The sequence below is a fragment of the Nonomuraea angiospora genome, assembly GCF_014873145.1.
GTDB lineage: Bacteria > Actinomycetota > Actinomycetes > Streptosporangiales > Streptosporangiaceae > Nonomuraea > Nonomuraea angiospora.
In genome coordinates, this window is the sequence record NZ_JADBEK010000001.1 from 5209358 (window position 1) to 5224754 (window position 15397).

General features: G+C 70.1%; 18 protein-coding genes. 9 read left to right on the forward strand and 9 right to left on the reverse strand.

Annotated features, from left to right (window positions below; genetic code table 11):
• Window positions 1–19: 19 nt before the first annotated feature.
• The gene (locus H4W80_RS23500; protein ID WP_192787067.1) at window positions 20–628 is read right to left on the reverse strand and encodes a dihydrofolate reductase family protein; all 609 of its coding nucleotides are present in this window, start codon (window positions 626–628) and stop codon (window positions 20–22) included.
• 117 nt (window positions 629–745) lie between these two features.
• Between H4W80_RS23500 and H4W80_RS23505 the strand changes: the two genes are divergently transcribed.
• Window positions 746–1822: a serpin family protein gene (locus H4W80_RS23505; RefSeq protein WP_192787068.1), complete on the forward strand. Its 1077-nt coding sequence runs from the start codon at window positions 746–748 to the stop codon at window positions 1820–1822.
• Window positions 1823–2221: 399 nt separating this feature from the next.
• Here H4W80_RS23505 and H4W80_RS23510 read toward each other — a convergent pair whose 3' ends face one another.
• Window positions 2222–2506, reverse strand: coding sequence for a hypothetical protein (locus H4W80_RS23510; protein ID WP_192787069.1), 285 nt, complete (start codon window positions 2504–2506; stop codon window positions 2222–2224).
• A 111-nt stretch (window positions 2507–2617) separates the two neighbouring features.
• On the opposite strand from H4W80_RS23510, the gene H4W80_RS23515 reads away from it, so the two are divergent.
• Window positions 2618–3025, forward strand: a complete 408-nt coding sequence (locus H4W80_RS23515; RefSeq protein ID WP_192787070.1) for a cytidine/deoxycytidylate deaminase family protein — start codon at window positions 2618–2620, stop codon at window positions 3023–3025.
• 316 nt (window positions 3026–3341) lie between these two features.
• On the opposite strand, the gene H4W80_RS23520 is transcribed toward H4W80_RS23515, so the two are convergent.
• Window positions 3342–4178: a helix-turn-helix transcriptional regulator gene (locus tag H4W80_RS23520; protein WP_192787071.1), complete on the reverse strand. Its 837-nt coding sequence runs from the start codon at window positions 4176–4178 to the stop codon at window positions 3342–3344.
• Window positions 4179–4290: 112 nt separating this feature from the next.
• Here H4W80_RS23520 and H4W80_RS23525 point away from each other — a divergent pair, with 112 nt between their 5' ends.
• Window positions 4291–5487, forward strand: a complete 1197-nt coding sequence (locus H4W80_RS23525) for a CynX/NimT family MFS transporter (protein ID WP_192787072.1) — start codon at window positions 4291–4293, stop codon at window positions 5485–5487.
• A gap of 161 nt (window positions 5488–5648) precedes the next feature.
• Window positions 5649–6989: a family 43 glycosylhydrolase gene (locus tag H4W80_RS23530; protein ID WP_192787073.1), complete on the forward strand. Its 1341-nt coding sequence runs from the start codon at window positions 5649–5651 to the stop codon at window positions 6987–6989.
• A gap of 9 nt (window positions 6990–6998) precedes the next feature.
• Here the strand turns inward: H4W80_RS23530 and H4W80_RS23535 are convergent, their stop codons facing one another.
• Together H4W80_RS23535 and H4W80_RS23540 are read right to left on the reverse strand one after the other, a co-directional pair.
• Window positions 6999–7658, reverse strand: a complete 660-nt coding sequence (locus H4W80_RS23535) for a response regulator (RefSeq protein ID WP_192787074.1) — start codon at window positions 7656–7658, stop codon at window positions 6999–7001.
• Window positions 7655–8806, reverse strand: a complete 1152-nt coding sequence (locus H4W80_RS23540; RefSeq protein WP_192787075.1) for a sensor histidine kinase — start codon at window positions 8804–8806, stop codon at window positions 7655–7657. Before H4W80_RS23540 ends, H4W80_RS23535 begins: the two co-directional genes overlap by 4 nt.
• A gap of 161 nt (window positions 8807–8967) precedes the next feature.
• Here H4W80_RS23540 and H4W80_RS23545 point away from each other — a divergent pair, with 161 nt between their 5' ends.
• Window positions 8968–9858, forward strand: coding sequence for an alpha/beta fold hydrolase (locus tag H4W80_RS23545; protein WP_192787076.1), 891 nt, complete (start codon window positions 8968–8970; stop codon window positions 9856–9858).
• A 24-nt stretch (window positions 9859–9882) separates the two neighbouring features.
• Here the strand turns inward: H4W80_RS23545 and H4W80_RS23550 are convergent, their stop codons facing one another.
• Window positions 9883–10458 carry a helix-turn-helix domain-containing protein gene (locus H4W80_RS23550; protein WP_192787077.1) on the reverse strand — a complete coding sequence of 192 codons (576 nt, stop codon included), beginning with the start codon at window positions 10456–10458 and terminating at the stop codon, window positions 9883–9885.
• Between the two features lie 134 nt (window positions 10459–10592).
• On the opposite strand from H4W80_RS23550, the gene H4W80_RS23555 reads away from it, so the two are divergent.
• Both H4W80_RS23555 and H4W80_RS23560 read left to right on the forward strand, forming a co-directional pair.
• Window positions 10593–11330 carry a class I SAM-dependent methyltransferase gene (locus H4W80_RS23555; RefSeq protein WP_192787078.1) on the forward strand — a complete coding sequence of 246 codons (738 nt, stop codon included), beginning with the start codon at window positions 10593–10595 and terminating at the stop codon, window positions 11328–11330.
• A 29-nt stretch (window positions 11331–11359) separates the two neighbouring features.
• A complete protein-coding gene (locus H4W80_RS23560) occupies window positions 11360–11857 on the forward strand; it encodes a DinB family protein (RefSeq protein ID WP_192787079.1) in 498 nt (165 codons plus the stop codon).
• Between the two features lie 12 nt (window positions 11858–11869).
• Here the strand turns inward: H4W80_RS23560 and H4W80_RS23565 are convergent, their stop codons facing one another.
• Genes H4W80_RS23565 through H4W80_RS23575 form a run of 3 tightly spaced genes read right to left on the reverse strand, consistent with a single transcriptional unit; the run spans window position 11870 to window position 13605 of the window.
• Window positions 11870–12730: a hypothetical protein gene (locus tag H4W80_RS23565; RefSeq protein WP_192787080.1), complete on the reverse strand. Its 861-nt coding sequence runs from the start codon at window positions 12728–12730 to the stop codon at window positions 11870–11872.
• A gap of 36 nt (window positions 12731–12766) precedes the next feature.
• Window positions 12767–13216, reverse strand: a complete 450-nt coding sequence (locus H4W80_RS23570) for a cupin domain-containing protein (RefSeq protein WP_192787081.1) — start codon at window positions 13214–13216, stop codon at window positions 12767–12769.
• Entirely contained in the window at window positions 13213–13605 is a 393-nt protein-coding gene (locus H4W80_RS23575) for a VOC family protein (RefSeq protein WP_192787082.1), read from the reverse strand. The genes H4W80_RS23570 and H4W80_RS23575 overlap by 4 nt, the downstream gene beginning before the upstream one ends.
• A 57-nt stretch (window positions 13606–13662) precedes the next feature.
• On the opposite strand from H4W80_RS23575, the gene H4W80_RS23580 reads away from it, so the two are divergent.
• Both H4W80_RS23580 and H4W80_RS23585 read left to right on the forward strand, forming a co-directional pair.
• Entirely contained in the window at window positions 13663–14286 is a 624-nt protein-coding gene (locus tag H4W80_RS23580; protein WP_225963617.1) for a TetR/AcrR family transcriptional regulator, read from the forward strand.
• Window positions 14287–14500: 214 nt separating this feature from the next.
• The gene (locus H4W80_RS23585) at window positions 14501–15235 is read left to right on the forward strand and encodes a helix-turn-helix transcriptional regulator (protein ID WP_192787083.1); all 735 of its coding nucleotides are present in this window, start codon (window positions 14501–14503) and stop codon (window positions 15233–15235) included.
• The last annotated feature ends 162 nt before the right edge of the window (window positions 15236–15397 follow it).

Here is a 15397-nt window from a genome sequence, read left to right on the forward strand (position 1 = left end):
GTGCCGGAGACCGCACCGGCTACTGGTCGCCCTGGGACAGGTGGGCCTTGGCGTCGTCGTAGGAGGCGTCACCGCTCCCCCCGGCGGGCCGGTAGACCAGGTAGAGCACACCCGTCGTGAACGTCTCGGACTTGATCAGCTCCAGCGGGATGGAGCTCTCCCCTTCGTCGAACAGGCGCTCGCCCTTGCGGACGGCGATCGGGTGCACCAGCAGGTGCAGCTCGTCCAGCAGCCCGGCGGCCAGCAGCTGGCGGACCACCGACACCGAGCCGCTCATGGCGATGCGGCCGCCCTGCTCGTTCTTCAACGCGGTCACGGCCTCGACCAGGTCGCCCTGGAGCAGCTCGGAGTTGCGCCAGGTGAACTCCAGGGGCTGGCGCGACACGACGATCTTCCGCGCGTCACCTAGCGTCTTCGCGAAGCCCGCGTCCTCGCCGCCCTCGGCCTCCCGCTCCGGCCACGCTCCGGCGAAGCTGTCATAGGTCTTGCGCCCCAGGAGCAACGTGTCGGCCATCTGCGCCGTCACGGCGGCGCCCATCTCGTCGTTGAAGTACGGGAAATGCCACTGCGCGGGCTCGTCGATGACCCCGTCGAGCGAGATGAACAGGCTTGCAGCGATCGTCCTCATGATGCTCCTCCAAGAAAGGGGCGGAGCCGTCCGGCTCAGCCGCTCTGATGTTCTGTAGCCTCGCGGAACGACCTTACGGATCTCTTAAGGTCTCCCTTCGGAACAGGACTTTTGCCTATGAACTGGCAGCACGACTCGGTGACCGCGGCGAATGCATTGACCGCCCGGTGGGTGAAGACCTGTTCGGGGGGATCGGTCGTGATGGCCGGCGCGGCGGCATGGCCCCTGCTGGCCCACCTGGCATCGGCAGCCGAGGGACGGGGTCGCGGGGAGCTGCAGGAGGCCGTCGGGTTGGACGCCGCCACCGCGTCCCAGGCGGCCCGATCCGTACTGTCGATCATGGACGGATCCACGGCGATCCGATCGGCACTGGGCCTGTGGACCCGGCCGGACCTGCCGCTGCATCCGGCCTGGCTCGCCACGCTTCCCGCAGGCGTACACGGCGAGCTGACCTCGGATCCCGCCGCGGACCAGCTCCGGCTCGACGCCTGGGCCAAGGAGCAGACCGGCGGGCTCATCGCCGACATGCCCCTCCAGCTGACCGACCACGTGCTCCTCGTCCTGGCCATGGCGCTGACCGTTCGCACCACCTGGCTACGCCCGTTCACTGACGGCATCGACCTGTTCGAGACCGGCCCGTGGGCCGGACGTGAGATCCACGTCCTACGCCGCAGCACCCACGTACTCGACCGCGCCGGAGTCGCCGACACCCCCACCGGCCCGCTCTCCTTGCTCCGCGTCATGGGCACGGATGGAATCGACGTCCACCTCGTTCTCGGTGACGACTCGATGAAACCCGGCCAGGTCCTCACGGCCGCCATGGACGTACTGGCCGGACTCCATCCCACCACCCCGGCCGGCCTCCTGCGCGCGGGCAGCCCGGGCCCCGGAATGACCGTCCGTCACGGCCGCGACCACGCCCCCGACGACGTACTGAACGTCACGGTCCCGCGCTTCACCCTCGCCTCCACGCACGACCTCCTGGACCTGCCCGAGGTCTTCGGCCTGGCAACGGTGACCGACCCGAGCCGCGGGCACTTCCCCGGCATCAGCACCCAGCCCCTCGCCGTCAGCCAGGCCCGGCAGAACGCCGTCGCCACCTTCCAGGCCACCGGCTTCGAGGCCGCCGCGACAACCGCACTCGGCGCCGTCGGCGTCGGAATCCCCCCGAACACGAACACCAGGCCGGCATAGAGCACACCGGTGATCAGGGCCGGCCAGGACAAGGGGGCGAGCCAGATGCCCGTCGCCGCGGCGACCGCCACCACGGGCAGGAACCCGCCAAGCAGTTCGACGTTACGCATGCGGCGGGCCTTACGCACGCCCCGTTGACAGCCGAGTCCTCATCGGCGAGCTCGCGTTCGATCTCCTCGGCCCGCGCCCTCACCCGCTCCCGCCCTCGCCCGTGCCCTTGCCCTTGCCCTTGCCCTTGCCCTTGCCGCCGACGGTCGCGTCTCCGCGCATTGCCGCCCTCCCCGTTTGGCGTCTATTCGCGATGACGAGCGGCAATGGGGAGATAGTTCCCTGCCCTTTCCCAGACGCCGGTCGTGGGGCCCGGACACCGCTATGCCGCACCACGGGGGTAGGCAGCCGCTACCCGGATGCCACAACCTCACCGGCCGTGACCTGGGGAGGGTTCGGGAACAGGGAAGAAAGGCGCTCCCGTACGAAGTCCGCAGCCTTCTTGGTCGATTCTTCGGCTCCAGCCTGATCTTCGAAGACGCTGGTGGAGAGCATCACCCCGTCCCCGGCGTCAACCCAGAAGTAGGCCACGAACCCAGGGATCGGGCGGATGAGCGGCACGAACTCTTCACTCACCAGACGTCCGGCCTCGGCGGGATCGGTCACCCCTTCGTACCGCCGTACCATTGCGTACATCGCCGACCTCCTCCTGGAGCCCAAGATCGCCCCTTAGAGGGAGGAACTACCCCCGCCATGGACCCTGTGAAGCCAAGGGCCGGCAATGAATAACACACTCAGGATCACTCGATGCAGACCCACCACGTCGACCACGAACTCGTCCAGGCCGCGGCGCACGTCGCGCGCACCCGATGCCGGGGCGACAACCACACCATGGCGGCCGCGGCCCGTGCCCGTGACGGCCGGATCATCACCGCGGTGAACGCCTACCACTTCACCGGAGGGCCCTGCGCCGAGCTGGTCCTCATCGGCGCGGCGGCCGCCCAGGGCGCCTACGAGCTGGAGACCGTCGTCGCCGTGGGCGACCGCGACCGGGGCGTCGTCCCCCCATGCGGCCGCTGCCGTCAGGTCCTTCTCGACTACTTCCCCGCTCTCAAGGTCATCGTCGGCAACGACGACCGCATCCGGACGGTCCCCATCACCGAGTTGCTGCCCGAAACCTACGTCTGGGCCGATCACCAGCTCGACGCCGAGTAAACCGCGCCTCATACGGGTGTCAGCGGCGGGCACGAAGTCGTCGTGGCCGAGCACGCGGAGCAGGCTCAGATGGTCGGAGTCGTCGGCGCCGGATCATCCGGCGCATGAGTGGTTCCGCGACAGGTACGAGCGGACGATCGGACTGCTCGCGGTCGCCGTCCGCCGGGACCAGGACGAGGGTCGTATCTCCAACGCCAGGGTTCCCAAGGGCATCGCCGAGTCCCTTGTGGCCCTGTGGGACGGGCTGCAGCTCCAGTGGCTCATCGACCCGCGACACCACCTCGTCGCGCTGACGAGAATCCGGATGCTCGCGGTGTCAGGAGATGGACCGGAGCCGGCCGTGGGACCGGTGCCGGAGTTCGTCGACGGCCTCGGCCGTCTGGTCGTCGGCCGGGAGGAAGACGACGAGTTGCTGGGCCTCCGCGGGCAGTTCGAGCGTTTCGCGAAGCAGTCGAAGCTGGTGCCCGGCCGGATGGTTGAGCCGGAGAACGCCACGTCGCGGCACCACATGACGCTTCAGGCGGTGGGTGAAGTCGGGCCCGGCGATGGGCGCGAGCTCCGCGGTGAGCCACTCGAGGTTCTCGAGGGACGGCGCCTGCCACAGGTCGAAGGCCTGCTCGTCCGCGATGTCGTCCCAGTCGGCGAAGAACGTCCGGGCGCGGGGGTCGGTGAACAGGTAGCGGTTGAGGTTCGGATGGGCGGCGTCGAGCAGTCCGGTGCCGCTGGTGACCAGCTCGTAGCCGCCGGTGTGGGCGAGGAGGTCGCCCAGCCGGTTGGTCACGATGGCGACGCCGGGTTCGAGGAGGTGGAGTGTCCGCAAGACGGACGGTCGCACCTGCCGGGAGGGTGGCACAGGACGGATGTGGACGGAGCATTCGTCTCCGGTGATCTTCGCGAGGTAGCGCAGGTGGTTGCGCTCCGGAGGGCTGAGGCGCAGCGCGTCGGCGAGGGCGTTGATGACCGACGGCGACGGATTGCGGTCACGGCCCTGCTCGATGCGGGTCAGGTATTCGACGCTGATGCCGGCCCATGCGGCGAGGTCCAGCCGGCGCAGACCCGGTGACCGGCGGCGACCGCGGTCCGGCAGTCCACGGGATTCCGGCTGGATGCTGTCGCGCTTGGCTCGGATGAAATCCCCCAGTGGCGTCCCCACGTCGACACGCTACCGGGCCGCCCGGTGATCGCACAGTGCGGAGCGTGGCCCTACGGGGGCTAGCCTGAGCCCGGCCTGGCTGTCGGCCACGGCACGGCTCGATCGTGGGTGCATGGAGAGTACGTCGACGCGGCGTTCCGGTCAGGCGTTGCTGGTGTGGGGGCTGCTCGTGGTGGCGGCGAACCTGCGGGCGAGCTTGACCGGCGTCGGACCGCTGCTGGATCAGGTGCAGGCCGATCTGGGCCTGGCCCCGGCCGTGGCAGGCCTGCTGAACACGCTGCCGTTGCTGACGTTCGTGGTGCTGTCCCCGCTGGTGCCCCGGCTGGCCGCGCGGTGGGGAGCCGAGCAGTTGCTCGGTGCCGCGCTCGTGGTGCTGACGTTGGGGATCGCGCTCCGATGGGTGCCGGCGGCGGGCGGTCTGTTCGGGGGGACCGTGCTGATCGGAGCGGGCATCGCCGTGGGCAATGTGCTGCTGCCAAGCCTCATAAAGCGCGATTTCCCCACCAAGGTGGGTCTGCTGACCAGCGCCTATGCCACCGTGATGGGCGGTGTCGCCGCGGTGGCGTCCGGGGTGGCGGTGCCGATCAGCGAGGTCGCCCCCGGCGGCTGGTACACCGCGTTGGGCTGCTGGGTGTTGTTCGCGCTGGCGGCCGTCCTGCTGTGGCTTCCCCAGCTGCGGGCTCCGCGGCGTGCCGCGCAGGCGATTCGCGGACACCGGTTGCCGTGGGGTTCCGGGCTGGCGTGGGCGGTCACGGCGTTCATGGGACTGCAGTCGCTGGGCTTCTACGTCATCGTGACGTGGTTGCCCCAGGTTTTCCAGGACAACGGCATGAGCGCGGCCACCGCGGGCTGGCTGCTGTTCCTGTTCCAGGCGGTCGCGGTGCTGACCAGCCTGGCGGTGCCCGGCGCGATGCGGTGGGCACGTGACCAGCGCGCGCTGGCGACGATCTGCTCGGCGGTCATGCTCCTCGGCTACCTCGGACTCTTCGCGGCGCCGGGACTGGCGTTGCTGTGGAGTGTCGTCCTCGGGTTGGGCGGCGGCGCCTGCCTCGTGCTCGCGCTGGCCTTCATCAGCCTGCGCGCCCAGGACGCGAGCGTGGCGGGCGCGTTGTCGGCAATGGCGCAGTCGATCGGTTACCTGCTGGCCGCCGCCGGGCCGGTGGTTTTCGGGCTGCTGCACACGGTGAGCTCCGGCTGGCGAGCACCGATCATGTTGATGTGCGTGGCCGCGGCCGGCCAGACGATCGTCGCGCTGGTGGCCGGCGGGGGCACGGTACGCTCAGCCGCCGTCGATCCGGCAAGCCCGTAAAGCTGTTTTGTCCACAACGACGTCACCTGCGTTTTTCTCCCTGTGACTTCACCTGCGCGATCACGGGCTATTTTTTCCGGGTTATTGACGAAATATCAACGACTCGGCACACTCTCCGCAAGCTGCGCACCGGAAGGGCGCTGACGTGGAGGACGTGAGTGATGACTGATGCCGACAACAGGTTGAACGTCGACCGGCGGTCCCTGCTGGCGGGCGCCGCCGGCCTTCTGGGGGCGGCGGCGCTGCCCGCGACCGCCGCGCGGGCGACGCCGATGACCGCCGCCTTGAAGCGATACCCCTCGAACTGGCCCGACCTCGAGCCCTACGGCCTCGCCGACACCCGGCTCGACCTGTGGCCGCGCGAGGACAACTCCTACATCCTCCCGCTGGAGCTCCGCCCCCGTGACAAGGAGCTCGGCCGGGTCTGGATGCGGGACACCTACGTCAACTGCTTCGTCGTGAACGGCCGTCCGGTCTACGTCGCCACCGGCACCACCCGCGTGCCCGGGCTGGAAGCGGCCGCGCCGTGGAACGACGGCATCTTCGTGTGGGTGTCCCCGTCCCTGCGCGGGCCGTGGACGCTGGTCGACACCACCGGCATCCGCCCCGGCGCCGAGAAGGGCAAGGTCTGGTCGCCCGAGTTCGCCGACGAGAACCGGCCCGGACGCATGGTGGTCGCGCCGTGGCAGGAGTACTGGCACGACGACCAGTTCGGCAAGCGGGGCAATGCCTGGGCCCCGGAGGTGCACTTCTTTCGCGGCAAGTGGTACATCGTCGCCTGCACGGGCGACCACTCGCGGAAGGTCGGCTCGTTCATGCTCGTGAGCGAGGGCGGGCTCGAAGGCCCGTACCGGCTGGTCCAGGGCAACCACGACAAGCCCTTCGGCGACCCCGTCGTCGGCGGGCCTGGCATCGTCCTGCCCGGCGCCTACCACCACATCGACGGCAGCCTCTACACCGAGGGGGATGACGCCTGGCTGGTGCTGCACAACCACCTGTACGCGAAGTTCCGGGACGACATGGAGGACATCGTCCCGACCACCGGCCTCCCTGCCTTCCAGCAGGTGCCCTACACGCCCGAGCCGTATCTCGAAGGCGCGTACGTCTTCAAGTACGGCGGCAAGTACTACCTGCTCCAGGCCGCCTGGAACCGATCCTCGGCCAACGCCGACGGCAGCACCCGGTACGCCTACGACCCGGCCGGCGCCGGTCGCGAGCAGTACCAGTACGACGCGGTCGTCGCCGTCTCGGACAGGTTCGAGGGACCGTACTCGAAGCGGTGGACCGCGGGTGTCGGCGCCGGCCACAACAACTTCTTCGTGGACCGCAGCGGGAAGCTGTGGGCGACGTTCTTCCGCAACCCCAGGTTCGGCTACTGGTCCGACCCGTCGCGCGTCGGCGACACGGCGGTGGCCGGGATCGTGCGGGTGGAATGGACGGGGCCGAACGGCAACCGCCTGTACGTCCAGCGCCGCAACCACGGGCACACGGTCGGCGACTGACCGCGTGTCTCAGCTCACCAGACCCCTGCGGTAGGCGTAGACCACCGCCTGCACGCGGTCACGCAGGTCGAGCTTGGTGAGGATGCGTGACACGTACGTCTTGACGGTCTCCTGGCTGATCACCAGCGTCCCGGCGATCTCGCTGTTGGACAGGCCGTCGGCGATGAGGCGCAGCACCTCCAGCTCGCGCGGGGTCAGCGCGACGTCGTTCGGGGTGTCCTCGGCGGGGCGGATGCGTGAGGCGTACCTGCCGACGAGCTGCCGCGTCACCTCGGGCGCCAGCAGCGCGGCGCCGGACGCGACCGTGCGGATGCCGTGCAGCAGCTGCGCCGGCGGGGCGTCCTTGAGCAGGAACCCGCTCGCCCCGGCGCGCAGCGCCTCGTACACGTACTCGTCGAGGTTGAACGTCGTCACCACGAGCACCTTGACGGGCTGCGCCACCCCGGCGCCGGCCAGCAGGCGGGTCGCCCCGATGCCGTCGAGCACCGGCATCCGCACGTCCATCACCACGACGTCCGGGTGCAGCCGGCGGGCGAGGTCGACCGCGGCGCGGCCGTCCCCGCACTCGCCCACCACCTCCAGGTCGGGCTGCGCGCCGATGATCGTCGCGAACCCGGTGCGGATCAGCGCCTGGTCATCGCAGACCAGGACCCGGACCGGCTCGGTCACGACGCGCTCCCGGCGGGGATGCGGGCCCGTACGACGAAGCCGCCCGCCTGCCGGCCGGCGCTGAACTCGCCGCCCAGGGCGTCGACCCGGTCGCGGAGCCCGGCCAGGCCCCGCCCGCTCCCGCCGGGAGAGCGGGTCCCGGAGCCGGGCCCGTCGGTGCCGACCTCCACGGTGATCTCCTTCTCGCCGTAGCACACGCGGACCTCGGTGTGACTGCCGTGGGCGTACTTGAGGGCATTTGTCAGAGCTTCCTGTACGACCCTATAGGCCACGAACTCGGCGCTGCCCGCCGATTCGGCGGGCTCGCCCTCCTCGGTGAACCTCACCGGCTGCCCGGCCTGACGCGTCTGCTCCACGAGCGTGTGCAGATCGCCGGCGGACGGCGGCCCGGCGTCGGTGTCGTGGTCGGCTTTGAGCAGGTCGAGCAGGTGCCGCAGATCGCCGATGGCCCGCCGACCGGTGTCGGTGACGGCGGTCAGGGTCGCGTCGAGGCGGTCGGGGTCGGCGGTCAGGTAGCGTGCCGCCTCGGCCTGTACGACCATCGCCGTCACGTGATGGGTCACGACGTCGTGGAGCTCGCGGGCGATGCGGGTGCGTTCGGCGGCGCGGGTGGCCTCGGCGACGTGGCGGCGGCGTTCGGCCTCGGCGGCCCGGGTGGAGCGCAGCCAGGCCCCAATGCCCCACGCGAGGACCAGCGCCAGGTAGAACATCACGATATCGGCCAGCCCCTCGTTCGAGCCGAGCCGGTCGAGCGCGATCATCAGCGGCGGGTACGCCGCGGAGAGCAGGATCACGGTGACGCGCCGGCCACGCTCCAGATGGGCGCCCGCGCTGATGAGCGCGATGGGCAGCGCGGTGCCGGCCACCGCGTGATAGGCGAAGAGCTGGTCGAGGGCGAAGCCGAGCGACACCAGGACGAGCCCGGCGGCTGGCCACCGCCGGCGCACGGCGAGCGGGAGGCACTCGAGAGCGATGACCACTACGGCCAGCGCGTCGTAGGGGCGGGACGGAAACCCCCCGATCTGCGTCCCGCGACCTTGGAACGCCGGTAAGAGTGACCCGACGGTCAGCAGCAGCGCGAACGGCAGGTCCCGTACCGTGACGTCACACCGCCGCCACAGGGCCTGGACCCGGCGGAGATCGATCATCGGACGAGCCTAGCGGCCCGGCTCCGCCGCCTGTCCCCCGTGCGAGCTACCGGCGAATGTCCACCCTGCGGTGACGATTCCGGAGCCGTCGGCTCCATAGCGTTACGGCCTGGCACGGCGCCTCAGCCGCCGGGTGAACAGGTCTCTCACTGGAGGACAGCATGCTCCGCAAGTTCAAGTCAGCCGTTGTGGCCGCGCTGTGCGGCACCGTGGTCGGTGTGGGGGTCACCGGCTGCGACAGCGACTCGCTGGAGAACTGGGACCCGCTCGCCCCCACCACGCAGAGCCCGATCTCCGGAACCAGGAAGATCGAGGTCGCGGGCCGGTCGGTGAACGTGTCGTGTTCGGGCGACCCGGCGAAAGGCAGGCCGGTCATCATGCTGATGCACGGAGGAGGCGACGGGCTGGACAAACTGGCCGCCCTCCAGAAGACGCTGAGCAAGAGCAACCGGGTCTGCTCCTACGACCGGCTCGGCGCGGGCGCGAGCGACCAACCGGACGGCCCTCAGGACTTCTCCAGCACCGGAAAGGTTCTCACCGCGGTGCTCGACCGGGTCGCCGGTGACGGCCCGGTCGTCCTGGCGGGGCACTCGCTGGGCGGGCTGATCGCCGCCAGGTACGTCCCCGACCATCAGGACCGGGTCAAGGGGCTGGTCCTGATGGACGCCACACCACCCACGATGGTGGCCGACATCTCGAAGGCGATCCCCGCGTCCGCCACCGGTCAGGCGGCCGAGTTGCGCGCGCAGAACCTCGCGATCTTCCAGGGACAGAACCCGGAGAAGCTCGTCATCACCGACGGGAAGGTCCGCTCCGCCGGGAACATCCCGGTGGAGGTGATCCAGCATGGGAAGCAGTACCTCGCGGCCCTCCCCACGTACGGGCCGCGCCTGGAGCGGGCGTGGTCCGCGGGCCAGCGCAAGTGGCTCGCGGTGTCCAGCGGCAGCAAGCTGAGCACGGCCACCGGCAGCGGGCACTACATCTACGTCGACCAGCCCGAGGTCGCCGTCCAGGCCATCGAGCGCGTCACCTCGCAGGCCGCGCGCGGGTGACCGGCCGGTGGAGGGCCGCGGCGGTCAACGCCTGGACGGCGCCAGATGGGCGCGCTCCCCTTGCGCGCCGAACAGGGTGAGCAGTTCCGCGGGCCGGTCGTCGGCGCTGCCGATCCAGTGCGGGATGCGGGTGTCGAACTCCACGGCCTCGCCGACGCCGACCAGGAACTCCTGCTCGCCGAGCAAGAACCTGACCTGCCCGTTGAGGACGTAGAACCACTCGTATCCCTCGTGGGTCCGCAGGTTCTTCCTGGCCGATCGGCCGGCGGGTGGATAGATCACCTTGTACGCCTGGATGCCGCCCGCCCGCCTGGTCAACGGCACCATCACCAGCCCGGATCGCCGCACCGGGCGCAGGTGGATGCGCGGGTCGCCGGTGGGCGGCGCCGCCACGAGGTCATCGAGCGGGACGCCGTGCGCCCGGGCCAGCGGCAGCAGCTGCTCCAGCGTGGGGCGGAGCTTGCCGTTCTCGAGACGGGACAGCGTGCTCGCGGTGAGGCCGGTCTCGTCCGCCAGCGCCGCCAGCGTGGCGCCCCGCGCCCGGCGCAGGGCACGCAGCCGCGGCCCGACTCCGGCCAGAACGTCTTCGGAGGTGTCCATGTCCCCGATGATGCGGATCCGCAACTTTTCTTGCAAGCCGGCGACGGCGCCGACCATGCTGCCGGTACACCGCCGGCGGGCAAGGTGCGTATCGGATCGCGCTCGGCACGCCGGCCGACGAAGGGGCGACTCACATGGATTCCCGGCCACCCACCGCCGACGCCGCGGGCGACCAGGCTGCGACACACGAGGACGCCGCAGACGACCAGGGCACGGCATATGAGGACATTGCGAGCGATCGGGGCCCGACTCATGAGGACGCCGCGCTGTTCTGGGAGCGGCACTATCGCGCCCGCCGTACCTGGGACGCACGCGTCAACCCCTTGCTCGCCGAGACCGCCGCGCCGCTGCCCCCCGGCGCCGCCCTGGACCTGGGCTGCGGCGCCGGCGGCGACACCATCTGGCTCGCCCGGCGGAGCTGGCACGTCACCGCCGTGGACATCTCCGTCACCGCCGTCGAACGGGTGCGGGAACGCGCCCACGAACTCGGCCTCACCGACCGGGTCACCACCGAACAGCACGACCTGGCCCGAAGCTTCCCGGCCGGCCGGTTCGACCTCGTCTCCGCCCAGTACTTCCACACCCCGTTCCCGTTGCTCCGCGGCCAGGTCCTGCGCACCGCCGCACGAGCCCTGCGCCCCGGCGGTCTGCTGCTGATCGTCGACCACGGCTCCACCGCGCCCTGGTCGTGGAACCAGGACCCCGGCCTCCACTACCCCACCCCCGCCGAGGTCGCCGCCGAACTCGCGCTCGACCCCGCGCACTGGACCGTCCTGCGCACCGGCATGCCCCACCGTCCGGCCACCGGACCCGCCGGCCAGACAGCCACCGTCATCGACCACGTCCTGCTCATCCAGCGAACCGCCGGATGACCGCCCGTACCTCGCCAGGGAGCGACTCGATGCCGCCGAACCGCGCGCAGCGACCCAAGGACACCACGCCTCCCCGGACCGGCGCCGACGAGAAGGCCACGCTGCGGGGCTTCCTCGACTATCTGCGCGACGCGGTCGCGGACAAGGTCGCGGGCGCACCGGAACCGCAGGTCCGAACGGGCGGAGTGCCCTCGGGCACCAACCTTCTCGGGCTGCTCAGGCATCTGGCGTTCGTCGAACGGTTCTACTTCCTCGGCGAGGACGTCGGCGACTGGGACGCCACCATGCGACCGTCCGCGCAGGACACCGTCGAGGGCGTGCTCGCCGACTACCGCGAGGCCGTCGAGCGAGCGAACCAGGTCATCGACGCCTGCCCAGATCTGGCCCTCCCCGCCCCGCGCCCCCCGCGCCCGGGGCCGGCACCGTCGATGCGATGGGTCCTCGTGCACATGATCGAAGAGACCGGCCGGCACGCCGGCCACGCCGACATCCTCCGCGAGCGGATCGACGGATCCACCGGCCGCTGACAAAACCGCGTGTCACTTGGTCCAGATGGCGGCGTAACGGCCCCGTTCGGCGTTGATGTTGATCGGGTAGAAGCCCTTCGCCTTGAGCTCCGTGAATCGGCTCTGGTAACCGGCGGCGGTCATACCGATGTAGGAGTACCAGGCGCCGGGATTGTCGTTGCGCCAGACGGTGGTGTAAAGGTTGTTGCCGCTCACCGCGATGGCGGTGGGGCGGTAGCCCTTCGCGACATGGCTCTTGAACTCGAAATCGTGATCTTCCTGGGTCAGGCCGGTTCTGACCAGCCAGCGGGCGCGGCTGGGGTTGGCCACCCAGACCGCGACGTAGCGCGGGACCTCGGCGGTGCCGTACACGTCGACCGAGGCCGGCATCAGGCCGTTCTCGCGGGCGGTCCCGGTCATCTGGAGAAGCTGGGCGGGGCTGAGGTCATGCTTGGCGACGAACCGGGAACCGGGGTTCTTGATGAAGATGGCGGCGAAGCGAGCGGTGGCGTTGTAGCCGGTGGCGCTGACCACGGCGGGCTGGTAGCCCTGGGCGGCGAGCTGGTCGAACCGCCTCTGGTAGCCGTCTGCGGACATGTCCTGATACATCACCCAGGGAAGGTCGCCGCCCATGGCGCGGCCTGAGGTCGACCATATCCCGGCGTACCGGATGCGGCCCGAGAAGTCGGTGGAGATGTTGACCGTGATGGGCCGGTAGCCCTGGGCGCGCAGGGTGTTGAACCGCTCGGTCTGCTGGGCGGAGGTGAGGTCGTGGTAGGCGACGAACGGCGGCGCCGTCTGCGCACGCGCGGTCTGGGCCTGGGCGGTCCCGGCGGACGCCGTCAGCGTGAGGGCACCCACGGCCACGGCTAAGATCTTGCGCTTCTTCTGCATGGAACGTTCCTTTCACTCGTTTCCGGCAGCAGGAGATCACAGGGTGGCGTGCGGTGGTGGACCGATGATCTCGTAGCCGTGGCGGGCGGCCACCTCGGCCAGCAGGCCAGGGTCGGGGTCGCAGGCGGCGATGTCGGCGGCGAAGTGTTCGAAGCCGGCCGGCCACGTCAGTTGGAGCAGGCGTAGCGGAGAGTCCTGGCGGTTGGCGAAGGCGTGGGGCAGGTGGCGCGGCAGCAGGACGAAGTCGCCGGCTCCGGCCTGCCAGGTCTCGTCGCCGCAGTAGAGCTGGACGGTACCTGACAGCACGTAGAACGCCTCGTCGTCGCGCTGGTGCACATGCCAGGGAGTGGCGAAATTCGGCGGGCACTCCTGCTCGATCAGGGTCAGGGCCTTGCCGGTCTCCGACTCCCCCACCTTCACGGTCATCGTGGTGCCGAGAAACTGCCGGGTGACACCGGCGCCGGCGGGCAGGTGGAGCGCGCTCATGGCCGCCTCTCCCGGGTGTAGAGCCGCAGCTCGATGCCGTCGGGGTCGATGATGCCGCCGACCAGCCATCCCACGCTGCCTTCGGCGATGCCGGAGTGCTCCACGCCGACCGCGTCCAGGTGCTCGGACCAGGCGTGGAGCGCCTGCAAGGTCGGCACGGCCAACGCGACCGGATCGAACCCGCTCAACCCGGCGGCCCGGTCGGGCTCCTCGCGCAGCGCGATCATGAGCGTCTGGTCCGTGTCGGTCAGGGCCACGCCGCGCAGCACGCCGTCCTCGACGAACTCGATCGCCACCTCGAGGCCGAGCACGCGCCGATACCACTCCAGGCTCTTGTGCACGCTGGAGACGGGGAGCTTGACGTGGTGGAACCCGCCTAAGAGCACCATGATTCACCTCTTGTAGTGCCACTCTAAGGTCATACTCTAAAGTGGTACTCTAAATTGATGGAAGACGTCAAGAGCCCGAAGCGGCGCTCCGCACAGACCAGAAGCCGCATCGTGAACGCCGCCCAAGGGCTGTTCGTGGTGCGCGGCTACGCCGGAACGACCTTCCAGCTCGTCGCCGACGCGGCCGAGGTGTCGGTGCAGACGGTGTACTTCCATTACGGGACCAAGAGCCAGCTGCTCAAGCACGTGGTCGACGTCGCCTCCGCCGGGGACGACGAGCCCGTGCCGCTCCTCCAACGGCCCTGGTTCGCCGCGTTGCAGGCGGCGCAGGACCCGGCGGAGGTCGTACGAGGATGGGTGCACCAGAGCGGGGTCATCCTCGACCGGGTCGCCCCCGTCCTGGCGGTGGTCCGCGACGCGGCGGCCGGCGACCCCGACATGGCCGCCCAATGGGCCGCCAACAGCGAGCAGCGGCACACCGCCCACGGCGAGATCATCGCCATTCTGGCCCGCCTGCGGGCCCTGCGGCCCGACCTGACCGAGCACCTGGCCACCGACGTCACCGTCGGGATCTTGTCGCCGGATCTGTTTCTGGTGATGAGGCGGGAATGCGGGTGGACCACGGCGCAGTGGGAGGGCTGGGCCGCCGATCAGCTCTCCCACGGCCTGTTGTCCGTCTGACGCTCAGGGCGCGCTCGCCGGTTGAGGCATTTGCCGGATCCGCCATCATTCGCGACCGGGAAGTGGCGTGTGACATGGGCTTTTGCAGCGGCTTCCTTGCCCAAGTAATAGGTGAACGACCGTCCGTTACGGAATCCTTGAGCAGGCGAGAACGCCCGCAGCCCACCACACCGGCTGCTCCCCCGAAGCGATCAACAAGTGCGATGGCGGACCCGTGGAACAGCTGGAATACCGAAGGCTCATCAAGGTGCTGGAGCAAGTGGCCGGGGCTCGGGATGGGGAGCTCTATCCGGTGCTGGCCGAGGCCGTGGCCGTGCATCTCGGGTGGATCGACGCGTTCGTGGCCGAGAACCCCGCGTACCTGGCGCTGGGAAGCGACGGCGAGGAGCAGTACCTCACCAGGTTCCGGCCGGACTTCGTGGAGGAGTACGCCGAGCGCTGGCGGTTGAACAATCCGTTCGCCTCGCACGACGGGGTCGTCTGCCTGACCCGCCGCGGTGTGGCGACCCTCGGACAGCTCCGCCTTCGGGCGACCGGGCCGGAGCGGGACTTCGCCGACACGTTCCTGCGCCGCCACGGCATCGACGACATGCTGAAGATCGTCGTCAGGTCCCCGGCCACGGGCGCGGTCAGCACGCTGGGGGTGCCGTTCGACGGTGATCGGCGCGCCATCGAGCCGGGCGACCTGCTGATGGCGGCCACGCTGGGCCCGTTGCTGAGCCCGTACTTCGACGCGAAGCCCGTGCCGGCCTTCGTACGGGACCTCACCTCAGCTGAGCGCGACGTGGCCGAACTGGCGGTGCTCGGGCTGGACCACCGGCACATCGCGCGGCGCCTGAACGTCGGCGAGGGCACGGTCGAGGAACGCCTCACCCGCGTCCTCGAGAAGACCGGATGCGGCAGCCTGACCGAGCTGACCACCCAGTGGAGACACCGTCCGACGGGCTGACCGGGCCTGACGGTCGGAGAAGACGGTCAAGAAGAGAGCCGCCCCCTCAGATGATCGTCCTGAGCCGCGAGCCCGACGTCGCGCATGTTACGGTGTGCCCTTCCCACCACGGGCTTCGCCGCATGCCGAGCGGCATCCGCAGGCCCGGCTCCGGGACACAGC